Below are 14,148 nucleotides of genomic sequence, written 5' to 3'. Positions count from 1 at the left end.
TGCCTCTTCGCGCGGCCGATCGGTGGGTTGTCGACGTGGGTGGTCAGCGTGGCATGACGGAGGTGGTGGTGCGGCGGGCGCGACGCGCGTCCGCGGACAGCGCCCATGCCGCGAGGACGCCGCCGACCGCACCGAAGAAGTGCCCTTCCCAGGAGATCCACGGTTCGCTCGGCAGCACGCCCCACAGCATGCCGCCGTAGAGGAACAGCACCACGACTCCCAGCAGGATCTGCCCGGCCTTGCGGGTGAACACCCCGCGCACGATCAGGTAGGTGAGCCACCCGAAGATCAGGCTCGACGCTCCGATGTGGGTCTCACCCGAGCCGGCGATCAACCACGTCCCCACCCCGGCGACGACCCAGATGATCGCTGTCGCGGCCAGGCCGCGCCCGATGCCGGAGAGCAGCACCAGGAAGCCGAGGACGAGTGCGGGCACGGTGTTGGCGGTGAGGTGGGCCCAGTCGGCGTGCAGGATCGGCGCGAACAACACGCCCCACAGCCCGTCGGCGGTGCGTGGTTCGACACCGGCCGCGTCGAGATCGGCGGGGAGCACCGCATCGACGGCCTCGATGCCGTAGAGCATCGCGACGAACCCGCCGATCCACAGACCGGCACGTTGCCAGATCGGCCGGATGCGGGTGTCGGCGCCGGTACCGCTGGGAATGGTCATGGCACCATTCTGCCGTCACGTACCGGTCAGCGGCCGAAGACCGAGGGCAGCACGTCGCGGTAGGCGGGGATGTCGGCCACCGAGGTCGCGGACAGGATGGCGTCGACGATCGCGCGTTCGACCACCACCGCCGCGGCCTCGCACACCGCGGCGAGGATCGGCAGTTCGGCGGCGAAGGCCGGGATCGACGGGGCATCGCCCAGTGCGTCGGAGACGTCGGCAGTGCCGGTCGAGAGCGCGAAGATCGTGTCGCCGTCGAGCGGGGAGTGCGCGGGACGTATCGCGCGGCCGAGACCGTCGTGCCCGGTGACCGCGACGCGACGGCACGCGGCCTTCGACAGCAGTGCGTCGGTGGCGACCACACCGATCGTGGTGTTGAGGACGGTGCCCTTGTCGCCGAGCGCGCGGGCCGCGGCCAGATCCGACGCGGAGGGCGACGACAGTCCGAGTTCCTCGGCGCGCGCGGCGTCGACACCCCAGGGCAGGCCGGTCACGGGGTCGAACACCGAGCCGACGGGGTTCGCCACCATCAGCGCCGCCACGGTCACCCCGGCCGCGGGGCCGTCCGTGATCCGCACGCTCGCCGATCCGATGCCGCCCTTGAGCGCCCCGGCGCGGGCACCGGTGCCCGCACCGACACTGCCGCGCGCGAAGTGTGTGGAACTGGCGGTGGCCGCGGCGGTGCAACCGGAATCGGCGGTCGGGCGCGCGGACCACTGCCCCACCGGCAGGTCGAAGATGACGGCGCCGGGGACGATCGGGACGACCGCGCCGGGCGCGCCCATCGGGATCCCCTTGCCGTTCTTCTCGAGATAGCGCATCACGCCGTCGGCGGCAGCCAGCCCGTATGCACTGCCTCCGGTGAGGAGCACCGCGTCGACGCGCTGCACGGAGTGGCTCGGATCGAGCAGGTCGGTCTCCCGGGTGCCCGGTCCCCCGCCGCGCACGTCCACCGAGGCGACGGCGGACGGGTCGGCGAGCACGACGGTGCATCCCGTGGCGGCGCCCGTACCGGGAACCTCGGGGGTTCCGACGGTGACCTTGGGATCGAGGTGCTGCCAGTGACCGACACTCAGACCCGCCACGTCGAGCAGCGAATCGGTCGGTCCCGGCACGATCACGGCTGCAGCGCCTGGACGAGGGAGTCCTGCATCCACGTCAGCCAGTGGTAGACGTCGAGATGCGGGGCACGCGGATCGTCGTCGTCGAGGACGTCGGGGGTGTCGGCGTCGATGCCGAGGGTGGTACCGAGCGCGAGCCGCACGTCGTTGAGTCCGTACAGCCAGGCCTCGGCCTGTTCGGGATTGAGCACCACCTTGCCGCCGCCCTCCGGCACGGTGCGCAGGATGACCGCGCCGGCGGCGAGCTTGGCGTCGATGATGCTCGGTTCGTGCAGGCTCCGCATCGCACCGTTGAGGTCGGCTGCGTCGTCGCCGACATCGGCGACGGCATCGGCGTCGGGGCGGTGGAACTCGGGTAGGAGGCGTCGCAGCGCCGGGATCTCGGGCGGGGTGGCGTTACCGGTGCGCAGGCCGGTCAGCGCCGCGAGGTCGTCCTGCGGGGCCTGTCCGGCGCGTTCCTCGAGCATGCCCAGCACGGAGGACACGAGCGACCGCAGCACCGACGCTTCGTGGGCGTCCATCTCCGACCGGAGCTTGGGGCCGCTGAGCGAGTTCTTCCTGGTCCACTGCCGCACGTCGGTCGGGCCCTCCTGTGGGGATCATTCGTCGCGTTGCATCGTCGCCCACAGTCCGGCGGCGTGCAGACGCTGCACGTCGTGTTCCATCTTGTCACGCGAACCACTCGACACGACGGCCTTGCCCTCGTTGTGGACCTTGAGCATGAGCTCGGTGGCCTTGGCCTTGCTGTACCCGAACAGCTTCTGGAAGATGAACGTCACGTAGTGCATGAGATTGACGGGGTCGTCCCAGACCACGGTCACCCATGGCCTGTCGACCGCTTCGATCTCCTCGACGATTTCGGCCTCGGCCGGAACGGCCTGTCCCGCCATGGCCCGAACGGCCTGGGCCGCCGTCGATCGGACGTCGAGCGGAGTGGTCGTACTACACGGCGCCATGTTCCCAGGGTACGACTTCGGAGCATCGCGAAAAACCCGCCTCGGAGGGCGTGGCTCTACAGTGATCGGGTGCCCGAAGCCATTCACCGTGCCGGTCGTCCCGGTACCGCATTGTTCACGGACAAGTACGAGTTGACCATGCTCGAGGCTGCCCTGGCGGACGGCACGGGCGACCGCCCGTGCGTCTTCGAGGTCTTCGCCCGGCGCCTTCCCCCGGGCAGGCGGTACGGCGTCGTCGCGGGCACCGCACGGTTGGTGGAGGCACTCGAATCGTTCCGGTTCGACGAGGCCGAACTCGAACTCGCCGCCGGTTTCCTGGCTCCGCGGACCGTCGAGTGGTTGCGCGACTTCCGGTTCTCCGGCGACATCGACGGCTACCGCGAGGGTGACTTCTACTTCCCGGGTTCACCGATCCTGTCGGTGAGCGGCACCTTCGCCGAGTGTGTGCTGCTCGAGACGCTGACACTGTCGATCTTCAACCACGACAGTGCGATCGCCTCCGCGGCGGCGCGCATGGTGAGTGTGGCCGACGGCCGCGCGCTCATCGAGATGGGGTCGCGGCGCACCCATGAGGAAGCGGCGGTCGCCGCGGCGCGCGCGGCCTATCTCGCGGGCTTCGACTCGACGTCCAATCTGCAGGCCGCGCAGCGGTACGGCATCCCCGCGGCGGGTACCGCCGCGCACGCGTTCACCCTGCTGCACACCACGACGGCCGGCCGCGACGAGGCGTCCGCCTTCCGCAGCCAGGTCGAGAGCCTCGGTGTGGGGACGACCCTGCTGGTGGACACCTACGACATCACCGAGGGCGTGAACACGGCGATCGCGGTGGCCGGCCCCGAACTCGGTGGCGTGCGGATCGATTCGGGCGATCTCGGTGTGCTCGCCCGCCAGGTGCGCGAACAGCTCGACGGACTCGGCGCGACCCGCACGAAGATCGTGATGTCCGGTGATCTCGACGAATACGGGATCGCGGGTCTGCGCGCCGAACCGGTCGACGGCTACGGCGTCGGCACGTCGCTGGTGACCGGCTCGGGGGCTCCGACGGCGGGCATGGTCTTCAAGCTCGTGGAAGTCGACGGCCTCGCGGTCGAGAAGCGCAGTGCGTCGAAGGAGTCCCGCGGGGGCGCGAAGCGGGCCGTCCGGTACGCGCGGAGGACGGGCACGCTCGTCGAGGAGGTCGTGTACCCGGCCCGCGCCGAGCAGGTCCCGCCGGGCGAGGGTTCGCAGGTCCACGAACTGATGATCCCGCTGGTCCGCGGCGGCGAGGCGGTCGGCGATCTGCCTACCCTGGAGGAGAGCCGGGAGTACCTCCGGCAGGGCATGGTGCGTCTGCCGTGGGAGGGCCTGACGCTCTCGGCCGGGGATCCCGCCATCCCCACCCGCTTCGTCCGTGAGGGGTGAGTGCCATGCGCGCTTTGCTGGTGGTCGACGTCCAGAACGACTTCTGCGAGGGCGGTTCGCTCGCCGTGGAGGGCGGCTCGCGGGTGGCGTCCGACATCACCCGGTTCCTGCAGGCGCGCGGTGACGACTACGCGCACATCGTCGCAACCCGCGACCACCACGTCGATCCCGGAGACCATTTCTCTCCCGAGCCCGATTTCGTCGACTCGTGGCCGCCGCACTGCCGGGCAGGGACGCCGGGCGCGGACTTCCACCCGGAGCTGACCACGGACCGGTTCGAGGCCGTCTTCTCCAAGGGTGCCGACGACGCCGCCTATTCGGGCTTCGAAGGAACCGACGACGAGGGCACGACGTTGGCGTCGTGGCTGCGCGACCGCGGCGTGACGGACGTCGACATCGTCGGGATCGCCACCGACCACTGCGTGCGGGCCACCGCGCTCGACGCGATCGAGGAGGGTTTCGGCGCCCGGGTGCTGCTGCCCTACACCGCAGGGGTGTCGGAGGCGACGATCCGCCCCGCCCTCGAGCGGATGCGCGAGGCCGGTGTCGAGCTGGTCACCGACCTTCCCGGCGTCACCGATATCACCGATCACAGGTAGCGGGGCCGCAGGCCGAAGGTGACGGTGGGGACCGATACCCTGTGCCGGTGCCGGATCTCCCCGAAGTCCCAGAATTGCTGCGAACCGCGGTGCACGCGCTGGGCGGTAAGGAGCGGCGCAACCAGCTGACGATGGCCTCGGCCGTCGCGCACAGCATCGACACCGGCGAACACCTCGCCGTGCAGGCCGGCACGGGTACCGGTAAGTCGCTGGCCTATCTCGTGCCGAGCATCCGGTACGCGGTGAAGACGGGCCGCACCGTGGTGGTCTCCACCGCGACCATCGCCTTGCAGCGGCAGCTCGTCGAACGCGACCTGCCACGACTCGCCGACGCCCTCGCCGGTTCGCTCGGCCGGCGCCCGCGTTTCGCGATCCTCAAGGGTCGCGGAAACTACCTGTGCCTGAACAAGATCCATACCGGTCTCGCCGAGGAGACGCCCGACGCCGAGTTGTTCGACGCGTTCGCCCTCTCGCGCATCGGCCGCGAGGTGCGGCGGGTGACGGAGTGGTCGTCCACCACCGAGACCGGCGACCGCGACGACCTGTCCCCCGGCGTCTCCGATCAGGCCTGGCGTCAGCTGTCCGTCACCGCGCGCGAATGCCTCGGCAAGTCGCGGTGCCCGGTGGGAGAAGACTGCTTCGCCGAGATCGCGCGCGCCGAGGCCGCGCAGGTCGACGTGGTCGTCACCAACCACGCGCTGCTCGCCATCGATGCGATCACCGGCATCTCGATCCTGCCCGAGCACGATGTCGTGGTCGTCGACGAGGCCCACGAACTCGTCGATCGGATCACGAACGTCGCCACCGCCGAGTTGTCGCCGGGCACGGTGTCGGCGGCCGCGCGGCGCTGCGTCAAGCTCGTCGAGGACGAGGAGATCGACCGGCTCGACGGTGCCGCCGAGAACTGGGAGTCGTTCCTCGAAGAACTACCGGCGGGTCGCTGGGACGAGCTGCCCGAGGGCGCCGCGGCCGCGCTGGCCTCGATCCGCGATGCCGCCTGGGCCGTGCACACGGCGATCGGACCGGCCAAGCCCGGCACCGATCCCGAGGTCGCCGCGGCCCGCAGTCAGGCGCTCGCGGAGATCGACGAGGTGCACGACTGCGCGGTCCGGGTGCTGACGACCTTCGAGCAGCGAGACCCTTCGCAGCGACCCGACGTCGTGTGGCTCGCCGCCGACGAGTTCCGCGGCAACGTGCGCCGCACCGTGCGGGTCGCGCCGCTGTCGGTCGGTGGGTTGTTGCGCAGCCGGTTGTTCGGTGAGTCCACCGTCATCCTCACCTCCGCGACCCTCACGGTCGGCGGGTCGTTCGACGGACTCGCGGTCAACTGGGGTCTGCCGCCGCAGTCGCCGGCCCGCAGCGACACCACCTCCGCCTCCGGTGCCGAACCTCCGTCCGACAAGGGCGATCTCGCGTGGAACGGGATCGACGTGGGGTCGCCCTTCGATCACGCGAAGGCGGGCATCCTCTACATCGCGAAGCATCTGACGCCACCCGGCCGCGACGGTCTGCCGCCCTCGCATCTCGACGAGATCGCCGAACTCGTCACCGCCGCCGAAGGGCGCACCCTCGGGTTGTTCTCCTCGATGCGCGCCGCGAAGGCCGCCACCGAGGCACTGCGCGAGCGTCTCGACACACCGATCCTGTGCCAGGGCGACGACGCGACCGGCGCGCTGGTCGAGAAGTTCGCAGCCGACGAGGCGACGAGCCTGTTCGGCACCCTGTCGCTGTGGCAGGGTGTCGACGTTCCGGGCCCGTCGCTGTCGCTGGTGATCATCGACCGCATTCCGTTCCCCCGACCCGACGATCCGCTGCTGGTCGCCCGGCAACGCGCCGTGGAGGCTCGCGGCGGCAACGGGTTCATGGCGGTCGCCGCCAACCACGCCGCGCTGCTGCTGGCGCAGGGTGTCGGGCGTCTGCTGCGCAGCACCGAGGATCGGGGCGTGGTGGCGGTGCTCGACTCGCGTCTGGCGACCGCGCGGTACGGCGGTTATCTGCGTGCGTCGCTGCCGCCGTTCTGGGAGACGGCCGATCCGGCGGTGGTCCGCCGGGCACTCACGCGTCTGCGCGGCTGAGCACCCGGCGGGTCCTGATCTTCTACGGGAGCGCGACCATGCCGAGTTCGGCGGGCGAGGCGAGCAGCCCGTGCCTGGGCAGCACCCGCACCGTGTAGCCGACGGCGCCGGCGAGCGGCAGCGGCACCGTCGCGGTGAACTCCTCCCCCAGGGGGTCGGTACCGATGTGCTCCATCGCCACGGTGACGGGGTCGCCGATCGTGTCGTCGGAGCCCACGCGCCCGACCACGGCCTGCACCTCGACATCCTCCGGGGTCAGGTCGCCGAGCTGGACGTGCGCGGTCAGCCCCAGCGGCAGGCCGATCTGCGGCACGTCCGGGATCGGCGTCGAATCGACCTGCGCGACACGCACTCCCGGCCACGACGCCTCGATGCGGTGCCGGTAGTCGGCCAGCGCCCGCGCGCCCGCGTAGTCGTCGGCGGTCACCTTCGCGGCCGCCGCGGCCGCGGGGATGTAGTAGTCGACGGCGTAGTCGCGCACCATGCGCGAGGCGAGCACCTTCGGGCCGAGATTCTCGAGCGTGTGGCGCACCATCTCGATCCAGCGGGCCGGCACCCCGTCGGAGTCACGGTCGTAGAAGCGCGGCAGCACCGAACGTTCGAGCAACTCGTACAACGCGGCGGCCTCGAGATCGTCGCGACGGGTGTCGTCGACACCGTCGGCGGTGGGGATGGCCCAGCCGTTCTCGCCGTCGAACATCTCGTCCCACCATCCGTCGCGGATGGACAGGTTGAGACCGCCGTTGAGAGCCGACTTCATGCCCGACGTGCCGCACGCCTCGAGCGGGCGCAGCGGGTTGTTCAGCCACACATCGCTACCCCAGTACAGATAGCGGGCCATCGACATGTCGTAGTTGGGCAGGAAGACGATGCGGTGCCGCACGTCGTACTCGTCGGCGAACCGCACGACCTGCTGGATGAGCGCCTTGCCGCCGTCGTCGGCGGGGTGGCTCTTGCCGGCGACGACGAGCTGCACGGGCCGTTCGTCGTCGAGCAGCAGCGCGCGCAGCCGTTCGGGGTCGCGCAGCATCAGGGTGAGGCGCTTGTAGGTGGGCACGCGCCGCGCGAACCCGACGGTGAGCACGTTCGGATCGAAGACCGACTCGATCCAGCCGAGTTCGGCTTCGGTGGCGCCGCGTTCGAGCCACGACTCGCGCAGCCGGCGACGCACCTCGGCGACGAGCTGCGCGCGCAACGTGTTGCGGGTCGACCACAGTTCCTTGCGGTCGATGGTCTGGAGCAGTTCCCAGCCGCGGGCCTCCTCGACCCGGTCGGGTCCGGCGAGGCGGTTGGCGAGCGCGATCCATTCGCGCGCGGCCCAGGTGGGGGCGTGGACACCGTTGGTGACCGAGCCGATGGGCACCTCGGCGGCGTCGAATCCGGGCCACAGTCCTTCGAACATGCCGCGGCTGACCTCGCCGTGCAGCTTCGACACGCCGTTGCAGCGCTGGCCGAGGCGCAGACCGAGATGGGCCATGTTGAACACGTTCGGGTTGCTCTCGCGTCCGAGCGCGAGGATGCGGTCGACGGTGAGGCCGGGCAGCAGTGCCGACTCGTTCTCGCCGTTGGTGCCCGAGAAGTAGTGGCGCACGAGATCGATCGGGAAGCGGTCGATACCCGCGGGCACGGGGGTGTGGGTGGTGAAGACCGTGCCGGCCCGCACGGCGGCGAGCGCTTCGTCGAAGTCGAGTCCGGCGCCGGTGACGAGTTCGCGGATGCGTTCGGCGCCGAGGAAACCCGCGTGTCCCTCGTTCATGTGGAAGACGTCGGGGTCGGGCAGACCGTGGATGCGCGTGTAGGCGCGCACCGCGCGGACACCGCCGACGCCGGCGAGGATCTCCTGCTTGATGCGGTGGTCCTGGTCGCCGCCGTAGAGGCGGTCGGTGACCCCGCACAGCTCCTCGTCGTTGGAGGGGATGTCGGAGTCGAGCAGCAGCAGCGGGACGCGCCCGACCTGGGCGATCCAGATCCGCGCGTCGAGTGTGCGTCCGCCCGGCACGGCGACCTGCACGAGCGCGGCGGTGCCGTCGGCCTCGGTGAGCAGTCGCAGCGGCAGGCCCTGCGGGTCGTAGGAGGGGTAGTGCTCCATCTGCCAGCCGTCGGCGCTGAGCGACTGCCGGAAGTAGCCGGACCGGTAGAGCAGGCCGACGCCGATGAGCGGCAGGCCGAGATCGGAGGCGGCCTTGAGGTGGTCGCCGGCGAGGATGCCGAGGCCGCCGGAGTAGTTCGGCAGCACCTCGGTGACACCGAACTCCATGGAGAAATAGGCGATGCCGGCGGGCAGTGTCGTGCCGCGCTCCTGCTGTTCCTGGAACCAGCGGGGGCGGGTGAGGTAGTGCTCGAGGTCGGCGGCGGCGGCGTCGAGGCGGGCGAGGAAGTCGCCGTCCTCGGCGAGCGCGTCGAGGCGGGCCGGCGGCACCTCGCCGAGCAGCCGGACGGGGTCGTTGCTGCACCGGCGCCACAGGTCCGGGTCGACCGATTCGAACAGGTCCTGGGTCTGCGGGTGCCAGGACCATCGGAGGTTGGCCGTCAGAGCTCCCAGCGCAGCCAGCCGCTCGGGAAGATGGGCTCGTACGGTGAACCGGCGCAGTGCTTTCACGGGGAGCACACTACCGACCGACCGCGCTTCGTGACGGCCGGGCGGCGGATCTCACGTGCCCGGATCCACGCCGGTCGCGGACGGGATCGCCCGGCACACGGAGAGGCCCCGCGGCGTGCACACCGCGGGGCCTTCTCTCCTGTGGCCGACCCCCCGTCGGCCGGTGGACTCAGAGTCCGCCGAGGAGCAGGTGCAGCAGGTCTCCGACGACTCCGATCAGACCGGCAACCAGACCCATGTGTTCTTCCCTTCGTCGTGCCCCCGAGGAGGCTGTTGTTGTCTTGCAGAACAAACAGTAGGGAGCGGGGTGTTGCCGTCCGGTCAATTGAAGTGAACGGTGAGTTACAGATAATTTCGGTGCTGCAGAGGGGATTCTTCGCGGGTCCCGCTGCATGCACAGCCGCGCGGCGCGACCTCCATTACGGTGGTTCGAGACACGGTCGTTGCCCCCATCGGCCCTGCTCGTCCACCCGGACCCGCACGGAACGGAGCTAGCGTGACAGGTCGGCTCGCCATCGACGACGTACAACCCTCCATCGACGGAGGGCGTTATCCGACGAAGGCGGTCGTCGGGGAGGTGGTGCCGGTCTCCGCTGTCGTGTGGCGTGAGGGCCACGACGCGATCGCCGCGACACTCGCCGTCCGAGGACCGGCCGACGATCCCGAATCCGCGGGCAGGCTGGTGCGGATCCCGATGGTCCCGGGCACCGAACCCGACACCTTCCACGCCACCTTCTCCCCCACGAGCGTCGGCGCGTGGACCTACCGGGTCGAGGCGTGGAGCGACCCGGTCGCGACCTGGCGCCACGCGGTCACCGCGAAGACCGACGCCGGGCAGGACGCCACCGAACTCGCGAACGATCTCGAGGTCGGCGCACGGATCTTCGAGAAGGCCGCGAAGGGCGCACCGCGCGGCAACCGTCCCGCTCTGCTCGCGGTCGCTGCGTCCCTGCGGTCCGACCGTCCGCTGGCCGAGCGCGTCGCTCCGGCCTTCTCCCCCGACGTCACCGAGATCCTCCGCGCCCATCCCCTCCGCGAGCTGGTCACCCGCGGAAAGGCGTTCACGGCGTTCGCCGATCGCCGCCGCGCGCTGTTCGGTTCCTGGTACGAGTTCTTCCCCCGGTCCACCGGCGGCTGGCACGAGGACGGAACCCCGCGGCACGGCACCTTCGCCACGGCCGCCGCCGATCTGCCGCGCATCGCGGCGATGGGATTCGACGTCGTCTACCTCCCCCCGATCCACCCGATCGGCAAGGTCAACCGCAAGGGACCGAACAACACCCTCGTCGCCGGCCCGGACGACGTCGGGTCGCCCTGGGCGATCGGTTCCGACGAGGGCGGTCACGACGCCATCCATCCCGAACTCGGCACCGAGCAGGACTTCCGCGATTTCGTCGCCCGAGCGAAGGAACTCGAGCTCGAGGTCGCCCTCGATCTCGCCCTGCAGTGCGCCCCCGACCACCCGTGGGCCCGGGAGCATCCGGAATGGTTCACCGTGCTGCCCGACGGCACGATCGCGTACGCGGAGAACCCGCCCAAGAAGTACCAGGACATCTATCCGATCAACTTCGACGACGACCCCGAGGGCATCTACGCCGAGGTCCTGCGCGTGGTCCGGCACTGGATCCGGTTGGGCGTCGACATCTTCCGCGTCGACAATCCGCACACCAAGCCCCCGAACTTCTGGGAGCAGCTCATCGCCGAGATCAAGCGCACCGATCCCGACGTGCTGTTCCTGTCGGAGGCCTTCACCCGGCCCGCCCGCATGTACGGGCTCGCGCGACGCGGATTCACGCAGTCCTACACGTATTTCACGTGGCGGGTCGCGAAATGGGAGCTCACCGAGTTCGGTACCGAGCTCGCCGCGAAGGCCGACGAGGCCAGGCCGAACCTGTTCGTCAACACCCCCGACATCCTGCACGAGACGCTGCAGCACGGCGGGCCCGGCATGTTCGCGCTGCGTGCGGCGCTCGCCGCCACCCTGGCTCCCTCGTGGGGCGTGTACTCGGGATACGAACTGTTCGAGCACCTCGCGGTGCGGCCGGGCAGCGAGGAGTACCTCGACTCGGAGAAGTACCAGTTGCGGCCGCGCCGATACGACGAGGCCCGCCGGCGCGGCGAGTCGCTCGAACCGTGGCTGACCACCCTCAACCGCATCCGGCGCGCGCATCCGGCCTTGCAGCAGCTGCGCAACATCACCTTCCACCACGTCGACAACGACGCGCTGATCGCCTATTCGAAGTTCGATCCGTCCACCGGAGACTGCGTGCTCACGGTGATCAACCTCAACCCCTACGGGGCCGAACAGGGCACGGTCTGGCTCGACATGCCGGCGATCGGACACGACTGGCACGACCACTTCCCCGTTTACGACGAGGTGAGTGGGGAACAGTACTCGTGGGGACAGGCCAACTACGTGCGCCTCGAGCCGTGGCGGGCGGTGGCACACATCCTGGTCCTGCCCCCGATCGGCATCCCCACCCGCACAACGCTCGCCTACAGGAGGCAGTCGTGACCGTGCCGCCCCAGACGCCGGGCGCCGATGTTCCGCGCCGGCGCCACAGCCCGCGACCGGAGGACCTCGACCTGCTCGCCGCCGGCGAGCACCACGATCCGCACGCGGTGCTCGGGGCCCATCCGCATCCGGAGGGGACGGTCATCCGGGCACTGCGCCCCGGGGCCGAGAAGGTCGCCGCCCGCATCGGGCGTCGCGACCATCCGCTCGAACCCGTGGGCGAGGACGTCTTCAGCGCCCTGATCCCGGTCTTCGATCTCGCCGACTACCGGCTCGTGGTGACCTATCCGTTCGATCACGTCGAGGTCGTCGCGGACGGCTACCGCTTCATGCCGACGCTGGGCGAACTCGACCGTCACCTGCTGAGCGAAGGCCGGCACGAACGGCTGTGGGAGGTGCTCGGCGCCCATCCGCGGACCTACGAGACCCCGGACGGCCCGGTGACGGGCACGTCCTTCGCCGTGTGGGCGCCGGGCGCACGCGGGGTCACCGTCACCGGCGACTTCGACGGCTGGGGCGGACGCACCGCCCCGATGCGGGTGCTCGGCTCGAGCGGCGTCTGGGAGGTCTTCGTTCCCGGCATCGAACCGGGCGCGCTGTACAAGTACCGGGTGCACGGCCGCGACGGATCCGTCCGCGACAAGGCCGATCCGATGGCGTTCGCCACCGAGGTGCCGCCCGCAACCGCGTCGAAGGTCACCGAGAGCCGCTACACCTGGAACGACGACGACTGGGTCGCGACCCGCGAGAAGGCGCAGCCCTGGCAGGAACCGATGGCGGTCTACGAGGTGCACCTCGGTTCGTGGCGCCCGGGCCTGAACTACGTCGAACTCGCCGATCAGCTGGCCGAGTACATCCTCGAGACCGGATTCACGCACGTCGAGCTGCTGCCGGTCGCCGAGCATCCCTTCGGCGGGTCGTGGGGCTACCAGGTCACCTCCTACTACGCCCCCACCTCCCGGTTCGGCACACCCGACGAGTTCCGCGCGTTCGTCGACCGTCTCCACGCCGCCGGGATCGGCGTGATCATGGACTGGGTGCCCGCCCACTTCCCCAAGGACGAGTGGGCGCTCGCGCGCTTCGATGGCAGCCCCCAGTACGAACATCCCGATCCGCGCCGCGGTGAACAGCTGGACTGGGGCACCTACGTCTTCGACTACGGCCGCCCCGAGGTGCGGAACTTCCTCGTCGCCAACGCCCTGTACTGGATCGAGGAGTTCCACATCGACGGTCTGCGCGTCGACGCCGTGGCCTCGATGTTGTATCTCGACTACTCGCGCCCCGAGGGCGGCTGGACGCCGAACATCTACGGCGGGCGTGAGAACCTCGAGGCCGTCGCGTTCCTGCAGGAACTCAACGCCACCGTCCACAAGCACTATCCGGGGATCGTGACGGTCGCGGAGGAATCGACCTCCTGGCCGGGCGTGACCCGCTCGACGAACGTCGGCGGGCTCGGGTTCAGCATGAAGTGGAACATGGGCTGGATGCACGACACCCTCGGCTATCTCGGCCGCGATCCCGTGCACCGCACCTATCACCACCACGAGATCACGTTCTCGCTCGTGTACGCGTGGAGCGAGAACTTCGTGCTCCCCATCAGCCACGACGAGGTCGTCCACGGCAAGGGCACGCTGTGGACGCGACTGCCGGGCGACGACGCCACACGCGCCGCCGGCCTGCGCTCGATGCTCGCCTACATGTGGGCCCATCCCGGCAAGCAGTTGCTGTTCATGGGCCAGGAGTTCGGGCAGGTCGCCGAGTGGTCCGAAGAACGCGGCCTCGACTGGTGGCAGCTCGACGAACCGCTCCACGCCGGTATCCACCGGCTGGTGTGCGATCTCAACGGCATCTACCGCTCGCACCCGGCGCTCTACACGCTCGACACCACGCCCGGCGGATACTCGTGGATCGACGCCAACGATGCGCACAACAACGTCCTGTCGTTCCTGCGCTACGGCAGCGACGGCTCGGTGGTCGCGTGCCTGCACAACTTTTCGGGCACCACCTACGCCGACTATCGTGTCGGATTGCCCGAACCGGGCACGTGGGAGGAAGTCCTCAACACGGACGCGACCGCCTACCAGGGCAACGGAGCGGGCAACTTCGGCGCCGTGGAGGCGGACGAAGATTCGTGGCACGGGCGTCCCGCCTCGGCTCGGGTGACCTTGCCTGCGCACGGCGCCATCTGGTTGTCGTTGCGGAGGTGACGCTG

At 70.1% G+C, this 14,148-nt stretch carries 10 protein-coding genes; 5 read left to right on the top strand and 5 right to left on the bottom strand.

All coding sequences use genetic code 11. The annotated features are described in order from the left end of the window. Nucleotides 1-43: 43 nt before the first annotated feature. From LPH33_RS08805 to clpS, 4 genes are read right to left on the bottom strand one after another with little or no spacing between them, the layout of a single operon-like run. Nucleotides 44-670 carry a rhomboid family intramembrane serine protease gene (locus LPH33_RS08805; protein WP_145692450.1) on the bottom strand — a complete coding sequence of 209 codons (627 nt, stop codon included), beginning with the start codon at nucleotides 668-670 and terminating at the stop codon, nucleotides 44-46. Between the two features lie 26 nt (nucleotides 671-696). Next, nucleotides 697-1,791 (bottom strand): P1 family peptidase, encoded by a 1,095-nt coding sequence (locus LPH33_RS08800; RefSeq protein ID WP_229567842.1) that lies wholly within the window; start codon nucleotides 1,789-1,791, stop codon nucleotides 697-699. Beyond that, nucleotides 1,788-2,366: a DUF2017 domain-containing protein gene (locus LPH33_RS08795; protein WP_088897427.1), complete on the bottom strand. Its 579-nt coding sequence runs from the start codon at nucleotides 2,364-2,366 to the stop codon at nucleotides 1,788-1,790. The genes LPH33_RS08800 and LPH33_RS08795 overlap by 4 nt, the downstream gene beginning before the upstream one ends. A gap of 24 nt (nucleotides 2,367-2,390) precedes the next feature. Then, complete coding sequence (clpS, locus tag LPH33_RS08790; protein ID WP_088897428.1) at nucleotides 2,391-2,747, bottom strand: ATP-dependent Clp protease adapter ClpS; 357 nt, start codon at nucleotides 2,745-2,747, stop codon at nucleotides 2,391-2,393. 69 nt (nucleotides 2,748-2,816) lie between these two features. Between clpS and LPH33_RS08785 the strand changes: the two genes are divergently transcribed. From LPH33_RS08785 to LPH33_RS08775, 3 genes are read left to right on the top strand one after another with little or no spacing between them, the layout of a single operon-like run. Then, on the top strand, nucleotides 2,817-4,148 hold the full coding sequence (locus LPH33_RS08785; protein ID WP_160876354.1) for a nicotinate phosphoribosyltransferase: 1,332 nt from the start codon (nucleotides 2,817-2,819) through the stop codon (nucleotides 4,146-4,148). Between the two features lie 5 nt (nucleotides 4,149-4,153). Then, a complete protein-coding gene (locus tag LPH33_RS08780; RefSeq protein WP_229567840.1) occupies nucleotides 4,154-4,747 on the top strand; it encodes a nicotinamidase in 594 nt (197 codons plus the stop codon). Nucleotides 4,748-4,794: 47 nt separating this feature from the next. Continuing rightward, nucleotides 4,795-6,822: an ATP-dependent DNA helicase gene (locus tag LPH33_RS08775; RefSeq protein ID WP_229567839.1), complete on the top strand. Its 2,028-nt coding sequence runs from the start codon at nucleotides 4,795-4,797 to the stop codon at nucleotides 6,820-6,822. A gap of 22 nt (nucleotides 6,823-6,844) precedes the next feature. Here the strand turns inward: LPH33_RS08775 and glgP are convergent, their stop codons facing one another. Next, a complete protein-coding gene (gene glgP, locus LPH33_RS08770; RefSeq protein WP_229567837.1) occupies nucleotides 6,845-9,421 on the bottom strand; it encodes an alpha-glucan family phosphorylase in 2,577 nt (858 codons plus the stop codon). Between the two features lie 496 nt (nucleotides 9,422-9,917). Here glgP and LPH33_RS08765 point away from each other — a divergent pair, with 496 nt between their 5' ends. Beyond that, on the top strand, nucleotides 9,918-11,936 hold the full coding sequence (locus tag LPH33_RS08765) for a maltotransferase domain-containing protein (protein WP_016696452.1): 2,019 nt from the start codon (nucleotides 9,918-9,920) through the stop codon (nucleotides 11,934-11,936). Continuing rightward, nucleotides 11,933-14,143: a 1,4-alpha-glucan branching protein GlgB gene (gene glgB, locus LPH33_RS08760; protein WP_420714482.1), complete on the top strand. Its 2,211-nt coding sequence runs from the start codon at nucleotides 11,933-11,935 to the stop codon at nucleotides 14,141-14,143. The genes LPH33_RS08765 and glgB overlap by 4 nt, the downstream gene beginning before the upstream one ends. Nucleotides 14,144-14,148: the final 5 nt, after the last annotated feature.

Origin of the sequence: Rhodococcus sp. RDE2 (assembly GCF_020885655.1) — a bacterium.
In the GTDB taxonomy this organism is placed as follows: domain Bacteria; phylum Actinomycetota; class Actinomycetes; order Mycobacteriales; family Mycobacteriaceae; genus Rhodococcus; species Rhodococcus pyridinivorans.
This window is presented reverse-complemented; position numbering and strand designations above follow the sequence as displayed.